Source organism: Chloroflexota bacterium (assembly GCA_018829775.1).
Taxonomy (GTDB): domain Bacteria; phylum Chloroflexota; class Dehalococcoidia; order Dehalococcoidales; family RBG-16-60-22; genus E44-bin89.
Genome location: JAHJTL010000087.1, coordinates 1 through 23911 on the forward strand (window position 1 = coordinate 1; position 23911 = coordinate 23911).

Here is a 23911-nt window from a genome sequence, read left to right on the forward strand (position 1 = left end):
CTTTGTTTTCCTGGGACACATTAGCTCCTTTCACTGTTTAGTCAGTCTACTACCTCTCAGGAGCTCGTGCCACCCGTCTAGAGTGTACGGTTATAGTGGCCCTATTTGTGTCCCATTATCGCTGACGGTATACATTGCTCACCCTGTTACTATTTGTTACTGCTCAAATCTAATCGTTCTTTCTCCATCGTTTGTCTGGTATTGCTCGCGCATACTGCTTCACGATCTAGAGTTTCATGATATATATACTACTGGAATCCTGAAAGATTAACATGGTCTTACCTGATTAACAACGAGTTTTAATACCTAATTTCTTATATAACAGGCTCTATTTTTACTATTTGGGTACCCAAAATGCTGTTTTGTATCTACTTCTAACATACGGTTAGAAGGCTGATTAAGGTCATATAAGATTCAGGGGGAAAGGACCATGCGATTATTTGCTTCGGCCTGCCTTTCGGGCAACATCCAAAACGTTGCGTGCTGCATCAAACAGTAACCTATCTACATACGCGACAAGATTAAATCTGAAGCCTTTTTCTATTGCCCATCCGATATTGTCCGCATTTGCTGCCAGGCCGGCGGGTTTTCCTGTTCTTTTCGACGCTTCAACTACTTTGTCAAGCGCTTGAGCAAGTCGAGGATTGTTCTTGTCGGGAGGCATAACCGGAGGAATAGGCAAGCCCAAATCGAACGACAAATCAAAGTGCCCCACAAGGCAGGCATCAAGCCCGTCAACAGAAAGAATCTCTTCTATATTTTCGATTGCTCTTCCCGTTTCAATTATGGCCGTAACAAGGGTTTCGTCGTTGGCTGTCTTTAAATAGTCGGAGTCAATAAGTTCATACCGCCTGGGCCCGTAGCCCCTGATACCTTGTGGTGGATACTTACAGGCTTTGACCGCCTTCTCTGCATCCTCTTTAGTGCTCACCATCGGGACTACGATACCATGAGCACCAATATCAAGCAATCGTTTTATATCTGTAGAATCGTTCTGTTGCACCCTCACAATAGGAGTACAATCTGTTCCGTTCATAGCCTGCATCATTCTCTGGATAGTTTCGTAATGCATAGGCCCATGTTCATCGTCTATATATAGAAAGTCATAACCGGCCCGGGATAACAACTCCGTTACATCTGGATGACCAAGGCCGGTCAAAATGCCAACAACTATCTCCCCGCGCAGCAATTTTGCTTTCAGTATATTTTTCAACTTCGTTCAACCCCCGATTAAAATCTTCCTATTTATTAGGTTATTCTATAGATTATAAGCTGGCCACTTGTTAAGTGGCAAGTACTTAGTTTTGCGCAAATGCAGCGTCATATTGCGTAGATAATTTCTAGTTGCGCAGCCTTAGTCAGCGGTTCGAATCCACCCGCTGCCAGTTGTTGTTAACTTCGATTGTTCACAGAATAACCTCCAATCCTTAACAATACTCTCCAAAAAACCTTCCTTATACTGCACAATCTGACGGAATGTTGTTCGTAGCTATTTTGTCAATCTATTAACCCCCATATCCTTGCTGTCATAATGCAATATTTTAAGGTAAAATCATCTTGTCTATGAAATCGGAGGTGCATAGTATGGAAAAGTATGAGGGCGCAGAAGCTTTCGTGGAGGTTTTAAATGCGCATGGCGTGGAGAATATCTTCTTTAACCCCGGCTCTGCTACCGTTCCTATTCAAGCAACGATATCCAAATATAGAGCCGCCGGCAAACGTGCCCCGAGGCTGATACTCTGCCTCGACGAATCGCTAACAATGACTGCAGCCCACGGACACTATATGGTTTCAGGGCGGCCACAAGTTATTATGGCACATTGTGAACTGGGTACCCAGCGAGTGGGTGGAGCGCTCCTTAATGCGCAGTTTGGACGAATACCCGTCATTCTATGGGCCGGGTTACAACTTCCCAACTCCCCACGCGTAAACTGGAAGCAAGAGCCTTACGACCAGGGCCTCATAGTGCGTAATTCCGTGAAGTGGGACCATCAGATAAGCAGCAACGAAAATATCCACGATGTCCTCCAGAAAGCCTTCCAGATCGCCTATACCGAGCCCTGCGGGCCGGTCTATCTTGCTTTTCCCCCATCAATTCTTACCGAAAAGATTGACAGGGTGAAAATCCCACCATCAGCCATAACTGCCGTATCCTCAACCGCGCCGGCTGATGTTGACAGCCTCAGTAAGGCAGCTGAGATATTGATTGAGGCGGAAAACCCTCTTATAGTAGCCGGCTACACCGGGAGGCATCATCAATCGGTGTCGTCGCTGGTAGAATTAGCCGAAACCCTATGTGCACCGGTTATTACCAGTCAAACATGGCTGAATTTCCCTCACACGCATCCCCTCTGTGCTGGCGTTGAACAGTTCCGTGGGAGCAGGAAGACAAATCCCTTCGCAGATGCTGATGTTCTTCTGGTCATTGACTATGATATGCCGTACTCAGGGACAGAAACTTTGCCCGGCCCGGAGGCTAAAATCATTCATATCGACCTTGACCCTTTTACACGGGGCCGACCTTTATGGGGCCGGGGTTCTGATATTTTCATTGAGGCTGACTCCAGAGAGGCCATCCCAGCGCTAAAGAAGATAATCAGCCAGAGATTAACCCCTGAAAAGCGCATACAATTGCAGGAGCGCTTTAAGCAGTTAGAAAGTAAACACAAGAAGCAACGGGACAGCTGGCATGCTCTGGCCATGAGCAAAGCCGACCAGAAACCAATCTCTGCAGACTGGCTTTGTCATTGTATATCTGAGGTTATAGACGAGGACGCGATAATAGCGAGTTTTATGATTAGCCCACAGGCGCCGGTGACGGAACAGATCCTCCGCACCAAGCCGGGGACTTTTATAGGCAACGCCGGCGGTTCTGTCCAATGGGCATTGGGAGCGGCATTCGGAGCGAAAATAGCGGCTCCTGATAGAACGGTGGTAAGCGTGACGACGGATGGAGGCTTCGTATGGAGTTGCCCTGTTGCCACTCTCTGGACTGCCCGCGCCTACAACGCTCCGTTTCTATCAATCATCCTGAACAACCAGGGATATAATGTAATCAGGAAGATGGTCCAGAAGGGTTACGGCGAGAATAAGCTCACGGACGAGATGGCATTTGAGGCGGGGGTAGACATTAAGCCACCGCCCGACTATGCTTTAATTGCTCAGGCCTGCGGTGCTTACGGGCGAATGGTGGAAGACCCGGCCGATGTTCTGCCAGCCTTGAGAGACGCCCTTGAACAGGTTAGCCTCGGGAAACCCGCGGTGCTGGATGTCAGGATAGAGAGAGAGTGAACAGCTTTCCGGCCTCAACTAATCCGTCAATACGATGGCCTGACTACTGAAAAATGCTTCTATTTTTAAATAGTCAGTTTGACAACCTGTCTAAAAACACAGAAAGCCCTTTTCCAGGGCTTTTATTCGTGATACCACACTTAAATCCAATTGTTAAAAATTCAAACGTAGGACCTGTTCTACTCCCACAAATTCAATCGTTAATGGCTAGAGTCCCCTGCTTCGGGTTTTTCCGAAGCAGGGGACTCCTGAGCACTACATGCGCTGCCAGGCGTCACGATAGGCTTTCTTGAAGTTCTCAATCGAGGTGTAGACCTTATCGAAGAAAGGATCCGCAGCCGCATACTCTGCGTAGAGGTCCATGGCTCTCGAGACCACCTCGTCAGCAATCGAGTCCGGGATAAAGGTTACGGTAACGCCCTTCTCCCGGAACAGCGGGACGACTTCGAGGTCTCTCTGCGTCATGAATTGGTAGTAGTTCATGCCCGCTGCCTTGCCCATCTCGATGATTAACTTCTTTAGACTCTCCGGAAGCTCCTCCCAGGAATCCCTGTTGACCATGATGGGCTGCCACTCCTGGGGCTGGCGGGCCGAGCCAAGATAGACGTAGTCGATGACCTCATAGCTGGCTATCGAGTAGTCATATCCCGGCGAGCTGAGCTGGAAGCCATCAAGCACACCGCGCATCATCGATTCGTAGGTCTCCTCGGTGCTGAGCGTAACCACTGAAGCGCCCATATCGGTGAAAATCTTGCCATCATCGCCAGCGGTTCGCAGCTTCAGTCCCTTGATGTCATCGGGCGAATTGAGTGGGTCCTTGGTATTGATGAAAATTTCGGGCACGGTGATGAATCCACCGGTGAAGACCGCGTTGTAGTCCTTGGCCATCTCGCTCAGCAGGTCAAGGCCCTCGAGTTGCATCCAGAAAAATTGCTCCGTCGGTGAAAGGCCAGCTATCTGGTAGGTGAACAGGTTGGTTGCCGGCCCGAAACGGTCCATCCAGTACATGGTGCAGGTACTTGCCATGTCGAGTACACCTTCATTGATGCCGTCAAGCTCCACCATTGACGGGACAATTTCGCCGCCTGAATGCAGTGGGACATCTAACTGGCCACCACTGGCCACCTCAAGGTCATCCGTGAACCATGTCCACCCCTTGTTGAAAGTAGAGCCAGCGCCAGCGTGCTGCTGGACAATCCACGAATATACTTTGGGTGGCTGGGCGGGGGTCGGCGCTGGAGATGGAGATGGTGCTGGTGCTGGCGCTGGTACCGGGGCGGGAGCTGGTGCCGGCGTCGGTGCCGGTGCAGGGGCAGGCGCCGGTGCTGGGGCTGGGGCTGGCGCAGCACAGGCTGCTGCCAGGCCGCTTAAAAGGGTTACTATCATCGCGAGCAATAACAGTTTCTTTATCTTAGTCAACTTCGCCTCCTCTAAAATTGAGATTGTAGGACCTTCTGACTGGTAGTTTATTACTGAAGACTATCACCCCCCTGTCTTAAAAGTGACGATTCTGGTGATGGGCTCAGACTGTTTCAAGAGCATCTTGTGCATGTAACTTTCAGTACTACAGCAAAGTACTGGAAAATCGTTGGTAATGAACACCGTCATTGGTATAATCAACTGTGGAACTGGGAATCGAATGCCTCTAGTTAACAAACCAGGTGACTGGAAAATACCCACTTAGATTTAAGTATCAAACGATATACTTATATAGAAAAAAGCGGGATGCCACTTCGCCCAATTTTGTATTAAGATACACATGGGAGGGGCTCCGGCCCAGCCTTTCCTTAAATCTCCCCTGGCAGAGCCCGCTTTCTTCACAATAATGTGGTGCCTCTTATTACAGCTACTGTTATCTTCAATTATTAATTACTACGTATTATTAAAGTAATTCTAAACATAAAAGCTTAGATTCGTATGATAAAAAGCTTAAATTTACATTAGAATTGCTGGGCAAATACAGACTTATAGTAGAGACGGTGAGCATCTCCAAAGGACAAGATGTTATCTCGTCACAATTAGAACGCTTTGTAATGATAAATAAGCCAAGGTGCCCGTACTGAAACCTTAGATAATCCCCTGACTATATTCACCGGGGAGTTAGTTATTTTCTCGCTTCAATCAGCAGGACTATCCCGGCTGCAAGGTTTGTAATGCGTTCTACCTTCAAGCCACTCTTACCGACATTATCCGCCGTTCTACGGTTAATATTTGCTCCCACAATGCGAACAACCAGCGGGTTGTAAATGTTCATAAGCCAAGCCGAAATGCGATTGGCGCTTAAAACGTGCTCCAGCAATACCACTTTCCCACCAGGTCTGCAGACCCTCTCAACTTCTTTTAGCCCCCTGACTGGGTCAGGGACAGAGCAGAAAACGAACGACGCAACTACTGTGTCAAAGGTGTTATCCTCAAATTCAAGGTTCTGAACGTCCATTTGTTTCAAACGGACTTCTATTCCAGACACCTCAGCTTTTCTCCTGGCACGGCTTAGCATCTTATCGCTGAAGTCCACCGCGGTTATCTCAGTGCCTTCCGGATAATACGGGTAATTCTTGCCGGTCCCCACCCCGACTTCCAAGATGTCGGTGCCCTCCGCCCTGCTCCAAAGAAGGTCTCGCCACCTGCTGTAGCGAGACCTCTCGATGAAGCCCTCCATAAGGTCATAGACCGGAGCGACTCGATTGTACCGTTTTCTGGTGACCTCTGTAGCTTTGCTTGTCGCTGTCATTATTCCTGTTCCCTGTGACCTTGGTCACCGGAAAGGTATTTCTCGGGGTCAGCGTCAAAGGCCTTCTTGCAACCTACGGCGCAGAAGTAGTAGGTTTTACCCTTGTACTCAGAGGTCGCTGCTGCGTTCTTCTCATCAACCTCCATACCGCAAACCGGGTCTTTAGCCATCTCTATCACCTCCTTGTGGCAGCATTAACTTCCTTATTCCCTATTTTACCATCCCATCATGCCGCCCCAACCACCCATATGGCCACCCATTGTACCGCCCCAGCTGCTGGGACTCCCTTCTTCTGAGGCCGGATAATCATAGCCATGGCAGGGAGCATAACCGAGACCTTCGTGTACTTCCTCGGCAGCTTCAACCATTGCCTCCCAGTCACCTTCCTCGCAGGCCTCATGCATCGCCTGCCACGTTTCCCGGTCTGGTGTTTCCGAATCTCCCTCCGTGGGGCCGTGAGCGAATACGGGAATAGCGAAAGTTACCATTAAGCTCAGAACTGCAATAACCAAGCCAACAAGTAGAATTCTTTTCATTTTGACCTCCTTTCTTTAATATCAGTGTCTATCACACATTGGTATTACGTTGCTCCTGCATGCACATGCTGCTTCATACTTGCTGTCAGTTCACCTCCTTTCCTTGGTCTGGCCGGCAAGAAGTAACTTGCCAAGGTAAAGCCTAGATAACCGATGTAGGCAAGCACTTCCACCAGTGAAGGATTGGCATTGTAGCCAAAGATGGCGGTTAAGAACCTGCCGATTACTGATTGCTCGGGGACAATGTGGTCAATGTCCCACACGTGCGCTATAGCAGGCGGGATAATGCCTGCCTCATGGAACTCATGGATGCCGTGGGCAAGTAGGCCAGCGGCGAATAGAATCAGCAACAGTCCGGTAACGTTGAAAAAAGTTCTCAGGTTAAGCTTTGAGGTTCCCCTGTAAATGCTATAGCCGATAGCTACGGCGATACCCAAACCCAGGATACCTCCGACGGCTGATAAGACGGCCGACTCAGCTACTCTGGTGGCAGCAAAGAGAAAGAGTACCGTCTCAATACCTTCCCTGACTACTGCCACAAAAGCGAGCCCGAGCAGACCCAGCGTCGAACCACTACCAAGCGCAGATTGTATCTGGGCATGCAGATGTCCCTTAATGTTTATGGCCTGCTTCCTCATCCAGAAAATCATCCAGGTTAGCACGCCGGCGGCAGTCCACATGGCAATACCTTCAAAAATCTCCTCAGCCCTACCTTCAAGTCTCCCAGCGGAGAAATAAATCACGGCCCCGGCCACTAAACTGACAACAATCGCCAGCGACGTTCCTATCCAGACAGGTTCGAAACCCTTACGGTTATTGGTGGTAGAGAGATAAGCAAGTATTATCCCAATGATAAGAGCAGCTTCAAGCCCCTCCCTGAGTGTTATCAAAAGTGCACTAAGCATTTACCATATCACCTCTTTAAAGCTGTCTATGCCCTGCTTTCTGCTGTTATTCTTCGTTGCCTCTTTCTGGAGAGGTATACAAGTACTCCTGCTGATACAACCAAAGCGGCTACTGCTATCACCTGCGCTTGCTGTAATTGCCAGAAGACCGCGTTTTCCAGGCGTACGAAGGTGAGAACGAAACGCCCTAAAGAGTAAAGAGATAGATAACTGAAGAAGAGAAGTCCATCTCTCCCAAAGCTGTGGCGTAGCTTCAGGAGAAAGAGCAGTATAGCTCCGTTCCACAGTATCTCATAAACCGGATAGGGGTGCGTGGGCACACCGAATAAAGCGCTGGGAATCAGGGCATCGGGGTGAGCGTAGATAAAGCCCCAGGGCAGGCTGGTAGCACCACCGTAGGCGTCTCCATTTATAATACACCCCAATCTGCCTATTATCTGAGCGGTCAACAGGGCCGGTACCACGGCGTCAGCAAGGCGGCCTACTGGAATCTGCTTCACTTTAGCGTAGGCTATAGCTGCCATTCCTCCCGCGAACAGTCCACCCCAGATAGCCAGGCCGCCCTGCTGAACCTGAAATATGTAAAGCGGGTTCCCCGCGTAGTATTCCCACTGGTCGAAGACGTGGAACATTCTAGCTCCTATTATTCCTGTTATCAGTACCCAGGGGGACAGCGAATAGACAAAGTCTGTGGGTAATCCTTTCCGCTTGCCCTCGCGGGCAGCTATAACTACGGCAGCTACAACCGCCAGTATTATGGCGACGCTGTACCAACGCAGCTCAAGGTCGCCTATTCGGAATATTACCGGGTCTATGTTAATGACAATGCCGCTCATTTAACTTCCTCACCGCATCTGCTGTTGATGCGGCGGAGGTTCCGTTTCTGCGCACGACCAATCGTATTCCGTTCACGGCTGTAACACTTACGGTTTCACCAGTCGTGATGGCGTCAGGAGAGCTGGCAGTCCATAGCTCGCCGTGGGAGCGAACCAGATACTGTGCATGATTAGATGGACCGAATTGCGATACTACTTCCGCCGTCGCACCAATTAAGCTCTCGCTACCGGTCTCAGGTTGCCTGCCCATTGCCTTGGCTATAAGCCAGTAAAGCAGAGCAGTTATCATACCGATAATCATATAAGTTGGTATTGCCGAGCTAAGCGGCATTAACCAGAAAATCGGCAATGCCAGAACCGGCATAAACAATATCAGATGACACATCTTACTTTGTCACCTCCTCGGTGAGTCCCATCCTTTCTGGAGTGTTCATGTACATATTCTTACCACGACGTGCTTTATCTAGGCTCTTGATATCATGTTGATATCCACACTGGATGCATTGTTCATACCAGCTAAGGTGGTCTCGGTCAATTAAAATGTCTCCTTTACATCTGGGACAGCCTTTTAATCTCAACATTTTCAACTCCTCCCCACCAAGCCTGGTGACAATCTCTGCTTGGGTGGTTCCCTTGGTTGTTTTTTTGCTGCTTCCGGTTCATCGGGCTGACATTAGTTCATAGCTTACTTCTGACCAGTTGTGTGGAAAATTTCTATCACCTTTGTCTCCGTTCCCCTCCTGACCTCAAGTGTTACTATATGACCCGCAGGGCACGCCATCATCATGCCTAAGAGTCGGGCTTTCGGCTCCAGTGCGGCGTCATCAAACGCGATGATGACGTCTCCCACCTGTATGCCGCTTCGGTCGGCAGGGCTACCTGGTATTACCTCAGTGACGAGAGCACCGTAATCCACGTCAAGCCCATAGTACTCTGATAGCCCTTGAGTGACAGGGAGATAAATGATTCCGAGACCTATGGACGTTTTTTCCACTGCCGCGGGCCGAGATAATACTTCGTCTTCTGTTCTTCCAGAGAAAAGGAAGAGACCAAGCAACACCACAACTATGCCAGCACCGGCAATAGAAATTACTAGTAATTTAGTCTTACTCATTAAAACTACCTCAAAAGAAAAAGCACCACAGATGCTACATTCTCATCTAGTATCTATGGTGCCACAGACTGCTTAAAGGAAGGTTAAAAGAAGCTTAGAATACGATTAGAGTTTTAACCAGACAGTAAATTTACTGCCTTTGCCCGATTCACTGGTGACAGTGACCTCACCGTCGTGCTGCTCGGCTATGCTTTTTACGATGGCCAAACCCAATCCCGTACCGCCGCTGCCACGGGACCGAGCCTTGTCGACCCGGTAGAAGCGGTCGAATATGTGTGGAAGGTGCTCCGGGGGGATTCCGATTCCACTGTCAGCCACTTCCAGACGCGCCCATGAACCATCTCGAAACAACGAAAGCGTAATAGTGCCATCCTCCAGGGTATATTTGATGGCATTGTCAACCAGATTCGCCAGTAACTGTCTCAGCCGCTGAGGGTCACCTTGCACTGTCAAATCTTCCTGACGCTCTAAGATAATCTTTCGTCCTCCGACCAAAGCCTTGGCTCTCTTTATTTCCTCTGCAAGAATGTTTTTGAGCGGAACCCTTTGCTGCTGTGCTGGCTGCCCCGACTCCACCTCAGCGAGAAGGAGAAAGTCATCGACAATCTTGGACATTCCAATTGACTCGCGCTCAATGGCTTTTAGCGACTCGCGTCTTTCTTCCTCACCGAGCTTGCGTTTCAGCAAATCAAGGTTACCGCGGATGACGGTTAATGGCCCTCTTAGCTCATGTGATGCGTCTGCTACGAAATATCTCTGGGATTGAAATACTTTGTCCAGGTGCCGAATCATATGGTCAAAGGTGGCTGCCAGCTCCCCTATCTCATCCGAGGTCCCTTTATAGTCGACACGGCGGCTGAGGTCGGAACTTGTTTCGATGTCCTTGGCTGTTTTTGTAATCCGGCTGACCGGTGCCAGGGCACCACGGACTACGGCTGCGCCGGATACCGAGGCCAGTATGAGGGCCACCAGAATGCTTGCCAGTAGAGCCCATCTCACCCGGCTCATTGCGGCATCTATGTGGTTTAAGGAATGAGCTACCTCCAGGAGAAGAATCTGGTCTCTTAGATACAGTGGCGAAACCATCATCCGAACGCTGGCACTACCACCGGCGGCTACCGTCTCTATGGCCACATTTCCAGCAAAGCCCTGCGAAATCAGAGACGGATTTACCGGCAGTTCTTGCTCACCAAGGTTGTTCGATTTCACCACTACGTTCCCGCCTCGGTCTATCAACTGGATATAAATTCCAGGTGATGCAAACTCGTTGATTGGTGGTAACTTGGAGTGAATAACCTCATAATCCAGAGGGTCGGGAATTTCCTGTGGGTGAAGCGTGCCGTGTACGCGCGCTGAATAGATGCTGAGATTTTCGTCTACCTGAGCAATGAGGTAGCGTTGCAGTAAAATATGGAGCACGATACCGGATAGAATCAGTATGGCACATAATATCAGGGCAAACCACAAAGTCAGCCGCCAGCGAATCGGCATGCACCTACTCCTTCATAACGTATCCCACACCACGAACCGTATGAATCAGCCTGGGTCTGTCACGAACCTCTAACTTGGACCTCAGATAACGTATGTAGACTTCGATTACATTGGATTCGCCTTCGAAGTCATACCCCCAGACTCTGTCGTAAATGAGGTCTCTTTTGAGTACCTGGCGTGGGTGGCGCATGAACAGCTCAAGCAGGTCAAACTCCTGGGCGGTTAGCTCTATTGGGTCATTGCCCCGCTTCACCTCTCTGGTCGCCGTATTCAACGATAGGTCGCTAAAGCGGAGCGTTTCCTCTTCCCCGGGTTGGCGACGTCTAAGCAAAGCCCTGACTCTCGCCAGAAGTTCATCAAAGGCAAACGGCTTGACCAGATAATCGTCAGCACCGCTCTCAAGTCCGACCACTTTGTCAGCGACAGTCCCCTTGGCGGTAAGCATGAGGATGGGAACATCACCTCCCTGCCGCAGGCGCTTACTTACCTCAATGCCGTCAATCCCGGGCATCATGATGTCCAGTATGACCAGGTCAGGTTCTTTTTCCCGCGCTTTGGCCAGTGCTTCCGAGCCGTCAGCTGCAGTGTCGACTTCATAGCCCTCATAGGCCAGACCACGCCTGACAAAGCTTATAATCTCGGGATCATCATCAACAACCAGAATGCGCATATTCCGTATCTCTGCTAAATATGGTTACCCCTAATTTAATCATAGATGGTGAAATCACTAGGGTCAAGTTGAATAGCTGAGAAATGAATTATCCCCTGGTTAAAATTCTAAGCATCTTTTAAGCAGCTTTTAAGCTTATTCTCATGACTCAATGTAATCATGGATTTAGAAAGATTAAGGAGGAGAAAATGATGTGGCAAAATAAATAGCAGAAATGGTAGTAAATCTCACTCAAGAAAAATAATTAAGGAGGAATAAAACGTGAAAAAAATAATTGTAGTAATAAGTGCTCTTTTATTGGTCAGCCTAATTTTTGTTGGCTGTCAAGGCCCATCAGGATTAGTTGGCCCAGCGGGACCACAGGGACCAGCAGGTGAAATACAACCAGCAATACAAGAATTATCGATCATAATGGGCGAAGGGGAAACTATCGAGGAAGTAGATGAAGAGGAAGTTTTGACTGACGAATTTCACCGCTGGGAGCCGTCTGCTTTAGTAGTATACAAGGGTGATACCGTCAAACTTGAAGTGTCCAATCCTCGAAGCAAAGTCCACAGTCTTGTTCTTCCCGACTTCGGTGTGGTTACACCCGAGCTGGAACCCCGGGGCGGCACGGCTACCGTGGAGTTCGTCGCCGATAAGGCCGGTGTCTTCCAGTATGCCTGTGGTGTTCCCTATGACCGCGAGGGCGGAGCACTCGACTGCGACCTGGACCACCAGCGCCAGGTAGGATATCTAATCGTCTTGAATCGGTAATGAAGGAGGGAAGTTGAATGAGGTATTTAATCATCTCCAGGAACAGACACCCGGTACCACCAGACGTTGCGGCTACGCTCTTTGACGCGGCGCTAGCATGGAAGCAGAAATACCAAAGTAAAATCAAAGAAATATTCGCTTTTGCTGGAATGCAAGCTGGCGGTGGAATTGCCGAGACGCAGTCTCATGAAGAGCTGGATAGCATAATGGCTGAATTTCCCATGGGCCCATTCGGAGAAACAGAAATTTACCCTCTGATAAATGTGGAACGAGCATGGGAAGTCAGGAAAAAGATGGCTAAAACCATGGCTACTGAAAGCGGACGGAAACCACTGACAGTAGACGGTTGAGATAGAACTGACAGGCTCGTGATTGGTATTACGTGTCGGTTGGTACAGTGTTAGCCGGATAAATGAGAAGGGGGGGCAGAAATGCTCCCCTTACTCTTTAAAGAACATTCAGATGTCGCCAAATAGCCTGGCCTCTGGTACCATTCAATTGTGCAATATAGTTACACCACTGGCAACCGGGTGAGTGTTCGGGTGGCCCCAGTAATTCTGGCACATCCATTCCTTCATCAAGGTTGGATATTCTCACAAAAGTAATGTCCAACCCATCTTATAGTTAGGAGCAATTATTCACCCGATGTGGTATTGCCATAATATCGATCTACTCCTGGTGGTAGCTCCTGCAGCTCAATAATAACACCGCCGACCTTGTCGGTATCAAAGAAAGCCATGCCACCGCCACCCACATTTTTTTGATATACGATCGCCTTAAATCCTGCTTCAGCCATTATAGAAATCGCTTCTTCGATGTCATCCACAATGAAGGATATGTGGTTAATGCCTTCGCCTCGACGCTCTAAGAATTCTTGATGGATATACTTTCCTGAAACAGGTTGAATTAACTCAAGCCATATTGGCCCCATCTGTCCTCCTCTTGCTATAAGTTTGATATCAGGAGGGGCAGGCTTGCCGTAAAGCATCCTGTCTGTATGAACTACCTTCACGGGTTCAAATGGCCCTATTCCTAGAGCTTGATAATATTCAATAGCCTCGTCCATGTTCTTGACTATTACCGCCATGTGGTGGAGCTTTGATAGCAGCTCTCCTATCCTTTTTTTCTTCATGTTAACTCCTCCTGCTCTCTGTACTATCAGATATCATTTCACCCGGGTATATCTTCTCTTGGGATTTCAGCATGTAGTATCATATTTTGATAGCCTCCTTACTGGAAGTCTGACGAATCAAGGCAGCGCTATCAGCGCCCTGAAGTGGCTTTCTCTTTCTTCGCAATGGAATCAGCCAGGGCCAGGACTTTTCTAGCCCTTTCCGCCACGGGGGCATCTACCATCTTGCCGTCGAGGGAGGTTGATGCCTGGCCTTGCGCTAAGGCTGCCTCAAAGGCCTGCACTACCCGGTGTGCCTGGGCAATCTCCTCCTCAGAAGGAACGAAAACCTGATTCACCGGGCCAACCTGGTCCGGGTGGATTACCGCCTTGCCCTGGAAACCCAACTGGGCAACTGCCCTCGTTTCCCTGATTAGTCCGTCCGTATCTCGCACGTCAGTATATACACTGTCGATGGCCAGAACATTGGCTGCGTGGCAGGCGACGGCAATCACCGCTCGGGGATAATAAATCTCGGAGCCTTCTTTGGTGCGATTTATGCCCATCTCCAGAGCAAAGTCTTCGGCACCGAAGATAGCGCCGATAATACGAGGAGACGCACTGACGATATCACAGGCATTTATGATACCCTCTGGAGTCTCAATGAGAGGCAGAATTCCTGTAGAACCCACTTCAAGGCCTGACTTCTTCTCTGCGTCGGCGAGTAAGGCAGCAGCCCTGCGTATATCATCCCTCGACTCACTCTTGGGGAGACAGATGCCTTTGAGCCTCCCGGTGGCGACCGCCTTTATGTCTGGTACAGCGTAAGGGGTTGGAAGCGAGTTGATACGTACGAAGATATCTTTCCCGCTCGAAGCAAGCTCATCTATTGAAGCGGCGACCATTTTCCGGGCAGCGTCCTTTTCCGAAGGAGGAACCGAGTCTTCAAGGTCGAGTATGAGGGCATCAGCAGGTATCAGACGGGCTTTTTCCAGCCTCCTTTCCTGATTACCGGGAACAAATAGAAGCGTTCGCAATATTAGCATAGGGACTCTCCTCACGTTTTCAATATCATTTCAGCCGGATTTAATGCTATATCACCTTCTTGAGCTTCAGCTCCTCCAGTTGCTCCGGTGAATAACCGAGCAGGTCCTGGTAAACCACTTCATTCGCTGCTCCCATAGGTAATCCAGGGAACCTGATCTCACCCGGCGAGTTCAGCAACTTAATAGGCACATCAGGCATCCTGAGGGCCTTGCCTGTGGCCGGGTCATTGAGGTCAACAAGTGTCTTTCTCCCCTGCACATGGGGGTCTTCAGCAATGCCGCGCATATCGGCGATTATCCCGGCGGTTATCTCGTGTTTCTCACAGGCTTCCAGAGCTTCCGGCAAAGTCATACTGGCAAACCAATTGGCGATTACCCGGTTGAGCTCCTTCCTGTTCTCTTTCTTGATTCGAGCTTCATTAGTACTGAAGCGGGGGTCACTCTTATACTCAGGTTTACCTATAGCGTCCATCAACCTCTCAAACGGCACCTGCGCCGTGGCAGAAAGCGCCAGCCAACATTTATCTTTTGTCTGGTAATTGTTGCGGGGTGCGGCATAGCTCATTTCACTACCGAAAGGTTGAGGAACTTCCCCGGTTAGCCAGTATTCAAGGAAGTCAGCACCAAGCAACCCGAGTAAAGGCTCGTAAAGTGACACGTCAATCTCCTGGCCACCGTATTCCCCTCTCCTGGCGCTTCTCAGCGCCACCATGGTAGCAAAAGCAAGATGCAGTCCGGCAACCATATCCGCCAGAGGAAACGGTGGGCTTAAAGGTGGGCCATCAGGTTGGGCATTTAGAAAAGTGAAACCGCTGAAGCCCTCCGCCAGGGTGCCAAAGCCGGGCCTGGAAGCATACGGCCCCGTCTGTCCATAGCCCGAGATTCGACCGATGACCAGTCCTTTGTTAAGCTGCAAAAGCCGCTCACTAGGAAACCCTAGCCTGCCAAGAACTCCGGGGCGAAAATTCTCCACAAGAACGTCAGACTTCTTAACCAATCCCGCAAAAATTTCGGCACCTTCAGGTGTCCTTAAATTTAGAGTTACCGGCAGCTTGTTACGGCTGACAGTCAACCACCAGGACTGAAAGCCACCTTCGAGCACTCCCCATGCCCGGATGGCATCGGGCGAATTTGTGTTCTCGATTTTGATAACCTCGGCTCCGAAATCCCCGAGAAGGGTTGCTGCAAACGGAGCTGCTATCACCGTACCCATGTCAATTACACGAATGTTCTTAAGAGGCAGTTCGCTGCTTTCTGCATAAGCTCGCTGGCGCCGAATAAAATCACTTAACTCTTTACCTGAACTCATCACTTGCCCCCTTTAGGTAATGTCCCGTGCTCAGTCCAAGAAAGGCCATAGTCATAAAATGACCGCTCAACCCCGGGAAAGAACCGGAAGGCATCCAGTTGGGAGACCAGTCCAGCAATAGGAACAAGCTGCCCCACATCTTTAGCCATTTTCAACACCAATGCCATGTCCTTTTGCATTCCCAACCAAAGTGGTCCCTTCGTGCCCTCACAGTATTCCTTCACGAGCTCTTGTATCAAGTCCCAATTCTGCACTGCCCAGCTACCACCTGAGCTTACCCTAACTACATTGAGAAGGGTCTCGGTTTCAAGGCCAACTCTACGAGCCAGCGCAATTCCCTCTGACAGAACAGCTAAATTGAGAATATGCAGGAAATTATTTACCAGCTTGCAAGTCTCTCCCATTCCGGCACTGCCAAGATAAAATATGTTCTTCCCCATCGCTTCGAATACAGGGCGGCATTCCTCGAAAGCCCCCTTGTCACCACCCACCATAATAGTTAAAGTTCCAGTCTCTGCACCAGGCCTTGCTCCACTGACTGGAGCGTCTAGACATCTAATACCCTTTTCTTTGCCCTCAGCTGCTATCCTCTGACAGTGAAGAGGGTCAATAGTGCTGCTAATAACGAAAATCGACCCTTCTCTTGCCCCTTCCCAGGCTCCATTTTCCCCATAGATGACCTCATCGATTTGAGCGTCATCGCGAACCATAGTGATAATTACGTCGCTCACCCTTGCTGCTTCCTTACATGTATCGGCACTCTTAGCACCTAATGCTTGTAGTTCCTCCACGGTTTTTTTCACCACGTCATGGACTGTAAGGTCAAAGCCCTTCTTTATCAGGTTCTTGGCCATACGTGCTCCCATCACCCCTAGCCCAATAAAACTCACCCTTTTTTTGGCCATCACCTTCTACCCCCTTTCTTTGTTCGCGTCAGCAACTAAACCTAGTCATATTGCGGTGACACTTCGTTTCTCAGGCAGTAACCAGTCGGCAGAACCCTTTTATGCTTGGTTCCTGCTCCAGAGCCTGCACCCGCGTAACTATCTTCTTCCTTCTCTCCGCAGGGTAAATAGTTGATGTCAGGTCGTCGAACTTACCGAGCAGTTCTTCCCAGGTCAGCGGGTTTTCCGTGTCTCCCTTAGGATAATCAATCCTGGTCGAGAACCTTCGTCCGTCTTCAGTCACCAGCTCCACGCTGGCTGGCCACTGCCTGGGGAAGACCGTTTCCAGCCCGGGGTCTTCCACGCAGGAAACGCGCCCCATCATCTCTTTGATTCTGGGGGATTCTATATTCTCCTGAGTATATTCGTTCAAGGAGGCTTTGCCATAAAGTATGGCAACGGCTGCTCCAAAGGGCATGCTGAACTGGGCGTCAACCAGCGTCTTGGGATTGTACTTCAATTCCTCAGGCTCAGCAACTATGGGGAACCCCGCTTTCAATATTCCCAGAGTTACCTGCTTTACCTCCTCCGGTTTCAGGTTATTCTCCCTCATAATACGCAAAATACCGTCTATCGGGCCCTGCTTGTAACGACAGCAGGCATGGGGCTTGATACTCGTTCTCATGATTTCAAAAGGCTTCCCCAAATCCGCCAGAACCCTGTCAGGGTCAGCGCCATCGGAATATGCATGCAGGAAACCAAATCTCCCCTCAATTATCGTGGCGGGCCCATTAAATCCCCTCTCTGCCAGCAGAGCCGCGATTACTCCATTGTGGGCAGCCCACCCGGCGTGCAATCGCTTGGTCCAGGAACCGTCGGCCAGGAATTCCATAGAACCCGCCGCCTGGCTTCCAGCAATGCCCAGACTATTAATCGTCTGTTCCTGGTCCAGTTCAAGTATTTTGGAGGCAGCGGCGGCAGCTCCAAAGACACCGCATGTTCCCGTTGGGTGAAATCCCCGGGCATAATGATTGGCCGGATTCAAAGCCTTGCCCAGCCTGGTCATGACCTCATAACCTGCAATTACTCCTTCGATAAACCTTTTCCCGCCGCAGTCAATGAGTTCGCCGACAGCGAAGGCCGCCGGGAATATAGCAACTGCGGGGTGGGCAGACGATTCATTATGCAGGTCGTCCAATTCCAGCGAGTGAGCTGATGTGCCGTTGGCCAGCGCCGCATATTGGGGAGCCGCGCTCATATCAGTCCCGATAATTACCGTGCCTCCTGGGCTTAGTCCGATATCCTTGACGAGACGATACACAGTTTTGCTCGACTCAACAAGGGAACCCCGGATGGCGACACCAAGAAAATCCAGACAATGGTATTTAACTCTATCGACTATTTCCAGAGAAATATCTTCATACTTAATGCTGGCGCAAAACTCCACCAGCTCACTGGTAATACCCATATTAGCTAACCTCCACCCTCAGAAGCATTATTTAAGAAACGTATTCCTTTCTAACTCCTACCTCTTGCCCTATGTCTACCGGCAGAGCAGTTCTCGTCTTTTTGTCCATGCGGAGAGTAGTAATATTCCCGCTTCCTCTGAGTAGAACGGCCTTTGCTTTTTGTGTCCAGGCACCGATTATTTCGACCGTTTCCCCTTCTGAGACTCCCAGTTCCGTCATCGCCTCCTCAGTCATAGCGGCAACACCATTTCCGTCTATATCCTCGCCCACGGTGAGGGTAATCTCTTTACCATACTGGGGTGCGGCGTAAGTTCTGCCCTCTACCTTCCTGTAAAACGCATCGCGCATGGTCAACTAATCTCCATAGAATTTCAAAGATTTTCAGCTATAAAGTCTATTATATCCATTATCCTGAGGTCATCGCTGTCCCGGGCACTGTCTATAAGGTTCTGTTCACACCAGGGACAGGCGGATACAATCACTGAGCTACCGGTTTCCCTGGCCTGTTTAATCCTTTCTTTTCCCAGGGCTATTGCCAAATCGTTATTGACTAGCTTTACACCACCGCCAGCACCGCAGCAGAACGATTCGGCCCCGGTCTTTGCCATTTCACAGAGCTCAATCCCCTTGACAGCGCCGATAACCTCTCGCGGCGCACGATAAATCCCGCAATCTCTCCCCAATCGACACGGGTCATGGTATGTTATCCTGGTCTCCGGCATCTTCCTGCGGAGAACGCCCAATTTGTCTTTGGCTTCAGTGATGACCTGCGAAATATGCTTTACCCCGGGCATTTCTATGGTGGGCAAGTGTTTCGGGTAGTCTAAAGTCAACACCTTATAACATTCAGCACAGCCGGTGATGACTGTCCTGGCTCCTCCCGCCTGGAACCTGCGCGCAAGGTCCCGGGCGTTTTCCCTGAACCTTTCCTCGTTACCCGTGTTCAGGAGTGGGGCACCGCAACACGGTTCATCATCAGCATAGTAGGCAACCTCAATCCCCAGTTTTCTCAATAGCGCTACCGCTGCCTTCAGTGTGTCGCCTCGTTCCAGGGACGAGAGACAACCGGCAAAGAGCACCGTATCCCCGGTTTTGGGCAGGTCCAGCCCATTTGCCCAGTGCCACTTTGCCTCCTTCCCGAAGGGATTGGATTTCCGCCCGATGTTATCGGTTACCTCTTTTATGGACGGGGGAATCTCTTCCTCTCCAAGGAACAGTGACCGGAGCTGTCCTATAGCCTTTTCCGGGATATTGATTCCCTTTGGGCATATGTCGGTGCAGGCGCCACACTGGGTACAGTTAAACAGGCCGTATTGAGCTGCCTCGGCCACCCTCTTTGCGGTATCCAACGGATTAAAGGCCGATTTCGCCAGATGCACCTGGTACATTGGACCAACGAAAGTCTCCCACCCCTCCTTAATCACCGGGCACACCACCAGGCAAGCCAGGCAACCAAGGCACTGGGACATCTCCCTGGCAGGCAATACCTCGGACTGAGACGCTTTCATCTCTATTTGGGAGATATCGTCGTCACGATTCAGCCATGGCCTGAGTTCCTGAAACCGTCTCTCGGCGATATCCCGGTCAATCACCAGGTCCTTTGTCACCGGGAAATAGGGCAGGGGCTCCAGAACCATGCCATTCTCCACCGGCGCTTTGCAGGCTAAAGTGGGTTTTCCATTGGCCATTACGGTGCAGATGCCACATAGAAATTCTCGGCAGGACAATCGCCAGGCTATGTTTGCCCCATGTTTCAGATTGACATTATCTATGGCATGAGATATTCTCATGCTCTCATAATGGTCAACAGAGTACTCCTCATAGTGAGGCTCGTTGTCCAGCCGGGAATCATAGCGAAGCACCTTTATCGAGAACTGGCTGCTCACGAGACTCCCTTCAAAACCTTAACCGTGGTCTCTTCTGAAATCAGCATCTACCCCTCAATCTTTCCGGATACGGGGAACGCCGGTAATTCCACCTCGTCAGGGTCAAGTCGCGTTTTCACAATCGGAGCCTTGGTCAGAACGTATTGACCATCCTCATCCTGATGAATGACTATGTTCAGCGTCCAGTCCTTGTCCGGGAGGGGATAATCCTCCCTGAAATGGCCGCATCGGCTTTCTTTCCTTATCAGTGCTGCTCTCGCCATCACTTCCGCAGATACAATCATACTCCGAACGTCCATGGCTTCGATGAAGTTCGTGTTGTAAGCGCCGGTTCCATTTCCGATTCGCGGTAAGCGGTTCTCCTTGATATCATTAAGGGTATCGAGGGCATGCTTGAGCTTTTCTTCAGTTCGGGCAATTCCCACGTAGTCCCAGGTTAGCTCTTTTATCTCATTTCTGATTGCCATTGGATTTATCCCGTTATCTGTCCCCACAACATTCGATATCTCCTTCTCAACTCTGGCAAGTTCCTCGTTGAAGCTGGCTTCATTGATTTTACCGTATTTTCCTGACAGAGCTGTCCGGGCGGCTGCTTCACCGGCAATCTTCCCCGATACCAGCAAGTCGGGCAGCGAATTGGAACCGAGGCGATTGCCACCATGCACCCCGCCGACACTCTCGCCGCAGGCGTATAGATTCTTCACCTTTGTCGATTCCCAGTTAGTATCCACCCTGATGCCGCCATCCTGATAATGAGAAGACGGATAGACAATGACAGGCTCTTTCCTGATATCCAGACCGTCGTTCAGCCCTCTCATCAATATGGTGTTCAGCCTTTCCTCGATAACACTGGCGGGCAGATGGGTCACGCTCAGGTAAACGCCGCCATGTTCGGTGCCTCGACCCTCCTGCACCTCAAAATAAATACACCGCGAGGTAAAATCGCGGCAGGCAAGCTCCAGCTGTTGCGGGTTGTATCTTTCCATGAATCGCTCGCCGTGGACGTTGTAAAGTCTTCCACCTTCACCCCGCACCGCCTCAGTTATCAGAAGCCCGGCCATGGACTCGGGTGCAATGTAACTGGTGGGATGGAACTGGAAGACCTCCATATCGACCAGTTCGGCTCCGACCTCAAGTGCCATTCTATTGGCATCACCGACTTTCCCGGAGGGGGCAATGCAATACTTGAATATCTGACCACTCCCGCCAGAGGCAAGAATGACAGCTTTGGCCTTAAATACCAGAAAGCTTCCCTTTCTCATATCATAGGCAACACAACCGATAACTCTTTCGTCCTCCACGAGCAGTTTTAACACCATGCAATCATTGGTGACCCTGATTTGCCTTCTGAGCACCTCGCAGCAGAGCCCGCGCATCATCTCCCCACCAGTCCGGTCGCCACTGATACAGGTCCTGGGATAGGAATGCCCCCCGAGCTGTCGCTGAAAATACCTCCGGTTATCATCTCTGTCAAAAAGGGAGCCATAGCTTTCCAGTTCCTTGAATCGGTCTGGGGCGTTATGACACAGGATTTCTACCAGCTTCTGGTTATTGAGCAGACCCCCGCCGATACACGTATCCCGGAAATGGGCTTCCCAGTTATCCCTGGAATCAGCGCTGCCGAAGACGGCGGCGTAGCCTCCCATGGCTATTGGCGTACAGCCGCTGTAGCCGAAAACCCCCTTCACTACCATATGGGTCTTAGCCCCCATCGAATCAGCGGCAATTGCAGACCGGGCAGCGGCTCCACCTCCGCCAACTATCAATACATCGGTCTCTATAACGGGAGCGTTCCTTATTATCATCTTCTCCGTCCCCTCAATCTGCCGAAATCTTCATCACTTTATAGTTGGGAGCAATTATTCGCCCCATGGTTTAAGGCCCCAATATGGATCTTCATTAAGGTGAGGTGGTAGCTCCTCCATCTCAATAATAACACCGCCGACCTTGTCAGTATCAAAAAAAGCCATGCCACCGCCACCTTCATTTTTTGAACTGGAGATTACCTTAAACCCTGCCTCAACCATTATAGAAGTCGCTTCTTCGATGTCATCCACAATGAAGGCTATGTGGTTGATGCCTTCACCGTGGCTCTCCAAAAATATTCTCTGGGGGGACTCTCCTGTAACAACTGAATCTTCAAATAGATAAAAAACGTTATCTATTGAATTCAGATTATTATAACCCTAATAGTATAATTGCCCATATATCAAAATATCAATACTAAAACGGTTTAGGATAACATTCCGTCAAATGTTCAATTAAGGAACGCTTTTCCAACAAGATATCTTTTAATTGTTACTGAATAATACTATACTGGTCACATGTTGAATCTTTGGAATCGTATTATAACTACAGGCATTATTTATCCTGCTTTAGCAGTCTTCTTCAAATTCTTGGAAAATATTACCTTCCTGGGTTTGATACGATATGTTTTCATCCGCAGACTACGTTTCAGGTGGTACATATTATATTCCCAACTTGCCGTTGACCTATACGTTCTATTCTGGTTTGCTACAGAGTTAGCGGTATTTTTATACCCATTTACTTCTTTAGTTATAACCCGGGTATTTTCTTATATTTATATATGGAGAATTGTTGACATTGTTCAGTCCTGGTTCAATGTAACTGTTCGCCCTCCCTACCAATCAACGCCTCCAAGAGCATTGACCCTTGTCTTGCTGAATTATATTGAAATAATATTAATCTTTACGGTAATTATTTTTAGTTTCCAGGATAATTTCTTTCATAGACCCATTTATATGTATAACGCATTTTTCTCAAGTGTCAGTGTTATTATTCCAATGGTAGATCCGGTTATTACCCCTCTCACCCTAACCGGCCTTGCCATTTATTACGGGGAAATCGCTTTAGGGCTGATATTTCTCATAGTCATTATTCAACGAACTGTGGCCCTTTTTTCTCATAAATAAAGATGCCCTGAGGCACCAGTTAAGCAACGCAAATTTCATCACAATCCTGTTCGCTGACTGCCAGTCCAACACGGGCTAATCCCGTGGGCCCCACGCCATGAAACTGGGCCTTGTAATGAATTTCCGAGTATCAAACGCATCATAGTATGCCAAAATGAAAAAGCAGGGCGTTTCTACAGCACCCTGCTTATGTATTTAAGCTATAAAACTTCTGTGTTTATGCTTCTTCCTTGATACCCTGCCTTATGTTGCGCTTTATTACGTCCACAACTCCCAAGTTGTCATAGCGTTCCTGCATAACCTGGATAGTCCGGAGCACTTTCTGTGTTATATCGCTCTGTGCCCGCTCCAGCCCCCCGAGCCGCGTCTCAATGTCGTTTAACACCGGCTGCAGCCAGCCTGAAGCGGCGTAAAACTGCTGCGCTTTATCAAGGTCTTCCGTCAGGCTTATGACCTTCTCCTCCAGCCCGGCCGCCTCTTGCTCTTTCTGCCGGAGTAACTCGGCAAATTCCGCCTTCTGCGATTCGCTCGCTTCCAACTTGCTGCGGGCAGCACTGTTGGCCATCTTTACCTGCTTGTTTTCTTTCTCCAGCTCGAAATGCGCGGTTTGCAGGCAATTGATACAGTAAATGGATGTCCCTTTATCCAGTTCTGTGCCACACTGAGAGCATGCGAGGGGTTGTACTTTGACCTGTTTACTGGCGCGGCACTCCTTGCACCGCGTGGGCAGGTTGAAACCTTTCATCTCGTAGAACTCCTGCTCGGCCATGGTCAAGATGAATTCTTTACCACACTGACGGCAGCTCAACTGCATATCAGCTTCCTTGGCCATTTGAAGCCCTCCTTTGTTTCAGGTTTCCGGGTTTCAAGCCAGACTGACAATTCAGTTACCAATAAAATTATTATGTTATCCTGCCAGTAACCCATAATATACCACATATTT

General features: G+C 49.6%; 24 protein-coding genes. 3 read left to right on the plus strand and 21 right to left on the minus strand.

Annotated elements, in window-relative coordinates; translation table 11 throughout:
- Positions 1-436 precede the first annotated feature (436 nt).
- On the minus strand, positions 437-1213 hold the full coding sequence (locus KKD83_08555; GenBank protein ID MBU2536196.1) for a 2,4-dihydroxyhept-2-ene-1,7-dioic acid aldolase: 777 nt from the start codon (positions 1211-1213) through the stop codon (positions 437-439).
- A gap of 371 nt (positions 1214-1584) precedes the next feature.
- Between KKD83_08555 and KKD83_08560 the strand changes: the two genes are divergently transcribed.
- Positions 1585-3291: a thiamine pyrophosphate-requiring protein gene (locus KKD83_08560; protein MBU2536197.1), complete on the plus strand. Its 1707-nt coding sequence runs from the start codon at positions 1585-1587 to the stop codon at positions 3289-3291.
- A 255-nt stretch (positions 3292-3546) separates the two neighbouring features.
- On the opposite strand, the gene dctP is transcribed toward KKD83_08560, so the two are convergent.
- The 10 genes from dctP to KKD83_08610 form a co-directional block, all read right to left on the minus strand.
- Positions 3547-4710 (minus strand): TRAP transporter substrate-binding protein DctP, encoded by a 1164-nt coding sequence (gene dctP, locus KKD83_08565; GenBank protein MBU2536198.1) that lies wholly within the window; start codon positions 4708-4710, stop codon positions 3547-3549.
- A 685-nt stretch (positions 4711-5395) separates the two neighbouring features.
- Complete coding sequence (locus KKD83_08570) at positions 5396-6022, minus strand: methyltransferase domain-containing protein (protein MBU2536199.1); 627 nt, start codon at positions 6020-6022, stop codon at positions 5396-5398.
- Complete coding sequence (locus KKD83_08575) at positions 6022-6192, minus strand: YHS domain-containing protein (protein MBU2536200.1); 171 nt, start codon at positions 6190-6192, stop codon at positions 6022-6024. Before KKD83_08575 ends, KKD83_08570 begins: the two co-directional genes overlap by 1 nt.
- A 45-nt stretch (positions 6193-6237) precedes the next feature.
- On the minus strand, positions 6238-6558 hold the full coding sequence (locus KKD83_08580) for a hypothetical protein (GenBank protein ID MBU2536201.1): 321 nt from the start codon (positions 6556-6558) through the stop codon (positions 6238-6240).
- Between the two features lie 44 nt (positions 6559-6602).
- Positions 6603-7463 carry an FTR1 family protein gene (locus tag KKD83_08585; protein MBU2536202.1) on the minus strand — a complete coding sequence of 287 codons (861 nt, stop codon included), beginning with the start codon at positions 7461-7463 and terminating at the stop codon, positions 6603-6605.
- Between the two features lie 26 nt (positions 7464-7489).
- Positions 7490-8299, minus strand: a complete 810-nt coding sequence (lgt, locus tag KKD83_08590) for a prolipoprotein diacylglyceryl transferase (protein MBU2536203.1) — start codon at positions 8297-8299, stop codon at positions 7490-7492.
- Positions 8280-8684, minus strand: coding sequence for an NfeD family protein (locus KKD83_08595; GenBank protein MBU2536204.1), 405 nt, complete (start codon positions 8682-8684; stop codon positions 8280-8282). Before KKD83_08595 ends, lgt begins: the two co-directional genes overlap by 20 nt.
- 300 nt (positions 8685-8984) lie before the next feature.
- Complete coding sequence (locus KKD83_08600; GenBank protein ID MBU2536205.1) at positions 8985-9413, minus strand: PDZ domain-containing protein; 429 nt, start codon at positions 9411-9413, stop codon at positions 8985-8987.
- Positions 9414-9518: 105 nt separating this feature from the next.
- Positions 9519-10904: a HAMP domain-containing protein gene (locus KKD83_08605; protein MBU2536206.1), complete on the minus strand. Its 1386-nt coding sequence runs from the start codon at positions 10902-10904 to the stop codon at positions 9519-9521.
- Positions 10905-10908: 4 nt separating this feature from the next.
- The gene (locus KKD83_08610) at positions 10909-11574 is read right to left on the minus strand and encodes a response regulator transcription factor (protein ID MBU2536207.1); all 666 of its coding nucleotides are present in this window, start codon (positions 11572-11574) and stop codon (positions 10909-10911) included.
- A gap of 411 nt (positions 11575-11985) precedes the next feature.
- Here KKD83_08610 and KKD83_08615 point away from each other — a divergent pair, with 411 nt between their 5' ends.
- Together KKD83_08615 and KKD83_08620 are read left to right on the plus strand one after the other, a co-directional pair.
- The gene (locus KKD83_08615; GenBank protein ID MBU2536208.1) at positions 11986-12330 is read left to right on the plus strand and encodes a cupredoxin domain-containing protein; all 345 of its coding nucleotides are present in this window, start codon (positions 11986-11988) and stop codon (positions 12328-12330) included.
- Positions 12331-12347: 17 nt separating this feature from the next.
- Positions 12348-12680, plus strand: coding sequence for a hypothetical protein (locus KKD83_08620; protein MBU2536209.1), 333 nt, complete (start codon positions 12348-12350; stop codon positions 12678-12680).
- A gap of 284 nt (positions 12681-12964) precedes the next feature.
- Here KKD83_08620 and KKD83_08625 read toward each other — a convergent pair whose 3' ends face one another.
- From KKD83_08625 to KKD83_08670, 10 genes are all read right to left on the minus strand, one after another.
- Complete coding sequence (locus KKD83_08625) at positions 12965-13462, minus strand: VOC family protein (protein MBU2536210.1); 498 nt, start codon at positions 13460-13462, stop codon at positions 12965-12967.
- Between the two features lie 131 nt (positions 13463-13593).
- Positions 13594-14487: a CoA ester lyase gene (locus KKD83_08630; protein MBU2536211.1), complete on the minus strand. Its 894-nt coding sequence runs from the start codon at positions 14485-14487 to the stop codon at positions 13594-13596.
- A 46-nt stretch (positions 14488-14533) separates the two neighbouring features.
- On the minus strand, positions 14534-15796 hold the full coding sequence (locus tag KKD83_08635) for a CoA transferase (GenBank protein ID MBU2536212.1): 1263 nt from the start codon (positions 15794-15796) through the stop codon (positions 14534-14536).
- Positions 15796-16650, minus strand: a complete 855-nt coding sequence (locus KKD83_08640) for an NAD(P)-dependent oxidoreductase (GenBank protein ID MBU2536213.1) — start codon at positions 16648-16650, stop codon at positions 15796-15798. The genes KKD83_08635 and KKD83_08640 overlap by 1 nt, the downstream gene beginning before the upstream one ends.
- Before the next feature lie 121 nt (positions 16651-16771).
- Positions 16772-18148, minus strand: a complete 1377-nt coding sequence (locus KKD83_08645) for an MmgE/PrpD family protein (protein ID MBU2536214.1) — start codon at positions 18146-18148, stop codon at positions 16772-16774.
- A 31-nt stretch (positions 18149-18179) separates the two neighbouring features.
- Positions 18180-18497: a hypothetical protein gene (locus tag KKD83_08650; protein MBU2536215.1), complete on the minus strand. Its 318-nt coding sequence runs from the start codon at positions 18495-18497 to the stop codon at positions 18180-18182.
- A gap of 23 nt (positions 18498-18520) precedes the next feature.
- Positions 18521-20035, minus strand: a complete 1515-nt coding sequence (locus KKD83_08655) for a 4Fe-4S dicluster domain-containing protein (GenBank protein MBU2536216.1) — start codon at positions 20033-20035, stop codon at positions 18521-18523.
- A 47-nt stretch (positions 20036-20082) separates the two neighbouring features.
- Positions 20083-21840, minus strand: a complete 1758-nt coding sequence (locus tag KKD83_08660; protein ID MBU2536217.1) for an FAD-binding protein — start codon at positions 21838-21840, stop codon at positions 20083-20085.
- A 54-nt stretch (positions 21841-21894) separates the two neighbouring features.
- Positions 21895-22134 carry a VOC family protein gene (locus KKD83_08665; protein MBU2536218.1) on the minus strand — a complete coding sequence of 80 codons (240 nt, stop codon included), beginning with the start codon at positions 22132-22134 and terminating at the stop codon, positions 21895-21897.
- Positions 22135-23185: 1051 nt separating this feature from the next.
- Entirely contained in the window at positions 23186-23800 is a 615-nt protein-coding gene (locus KKD83_08670) for a zinc-ribbon domain-containing protein (protein MBU2536219.1), read from the minus strand.
- Positions 23801-23911 lie beyond the last annotated feature (111 nt).

What these genes read in the sequence shown, in the direction of transcription:
- KKD83_08560 (MBU2536197.1), top strand. Translation starts at nt 1,585, where the DNA reads ATGGAAAAGTATGAGGGCGCAGAAGCTTTCGTGGAGGTTTTAAATGCG.
- KKD83_08570 (MBU2536199.1), bottom strand. Translation starts at nt 6,022, where the DNA reads ATGACAGCGACAAGCAAAGCTACAGAGGTCACCAGAAAACGGTACAAT.
- KKD83_08575 (MBU2536200.1), bottom strand. Translation starts at nt 6,192, where the DNA reads ATGGCTAAAGACCCGGTTTGCGGTATGGAGGTTGATGAGAAGAACGCA.
- KKD83_08580 (MBU2536201.1), bottom strand. Translation starts at nt 6,558, where the DNA reads ATGAAAAGAATTCTACTTGTTGGCTTGGTTATTGCAGTTCTGAGCTTA.
- KKD83_08585 (MBU2536202.1), bottom strand. Translation starts at nt 7,463, where the DNA reads ATGCTTAGTGCACTTTTGATAACACTCAGGGAGGGGCTTGAAGCTGCT.
- lgt (MBU2536203.1), bottom strand. Translation starts at nt 8,299, where the DNA reads ATGAGCGGCATTGTCATTAACATAGACCCGGTAATATTCCGAATAGGC.
- KKD83_08595 (MBU2536204.1), bottom strand. Translation starts at nt 8,684, where the DNA reads ATGTGTCATCTGATATTGTTTATGCCGGTTCTGGCATTGCCGATTTTC.
- KKD83_08600 (MBU2536205.1), bottom strand. Translation starts at nt 9,413, where the DNA reads ATGAGTAAGACTAAATTACTAGTAATTTCTATTGCCGGTGCTGGCATA.
- KKD83_08605 (MBU2536206.1), bottom strand. Translation starts at nt 10,904, where the DNA reads ATGCCGATTCGCTGGCGGCTGACTTTGTGGTTTGCCCTGATATTATGT.
- KKD83_08610 (MBU2536207.1), bottom strand. Translation starts at nt 11,574, where the DNA reads ATGCGCATTCTGGTTGTTGATGATGATCCCGAGATTATAAGCTTTGTC.
- KKD83_08615 (MBU2536208.1), top strand. Translation starts at nt 11,986, where the DNA reads ATGGGCGAAGGGGAAACTATCGAGGAAGTAGATGAAGAGGAAGTTTTG.
- KKD83_08620 (MBU2536209.1), top strand. Translation starts at nt 12,348, where the DNA reads ATGAGGTATTTAATCATCTCCAGGAACAGACACCCGGTACCACCAGAC.
- KKD83_08625 (MBU2536210.1), bottom strand. Translation starts at nt 13,462, where the DNA reads ATGAAGAAAAAAAGGATAGGAGAGCTGCTATCAAAGCTCCACCACATG.
- KKD83_08630 (MBU2536211.1), bottom strand. Translation starts at nt 14,487, where the DNA reads ATGCTAATATTGCGAACGCTTCTATTTGTTCCCGGTAATCAGGAAAGG.
- KKD83_08635 (MBU2536212.1), bottom strand. Translation starts at nt 15,796, where the DNA reads ATGAGTTCAGGTAAAGAGTTAAGTGATTTTATTCGGCGCCAGCGAGCT.
- KKD83_08640 (MBU2536213.1), bottom strand. Translation starts at nt 16,650, where the DNA reads ATGGCCAAGAACCTGATAAAGAAGGGCTTTGACCTTACAGTCCATGAC.
- KKD83_08645 (MBU2536214.1), bottom strand. Translation starts at nt 18,148, where the DNA reads ATGGGTATTACCAGTGAGCTGGTGGAGTTTTGCGCCAGCATTAAGTAT.
- KKD83_08650 (MBU2536215.1), bottom strand. Translation starts at nt 18,497, where the DNA reads ATGCGCGATGCGTTTTACAGGAAGGTAGAGGGCAGAACTTACGCCGCA.
- KKD83_08660 (MBU2536217.1), bottom strand. Translation starts at nt 21,840, where the DNA reads ATGATAATAAGGAACGCTCCCGTTATAGAGACCGATGTATTGATAGTT.
- KKD83_08670 (MBU2536219.1), bottom strand. Translation starts at nt 23,800, where the DNA reads ATGGCCAAGGAAGCTGATATGCAGTTGAGCTGCCGTCAGTGTGGTAAA.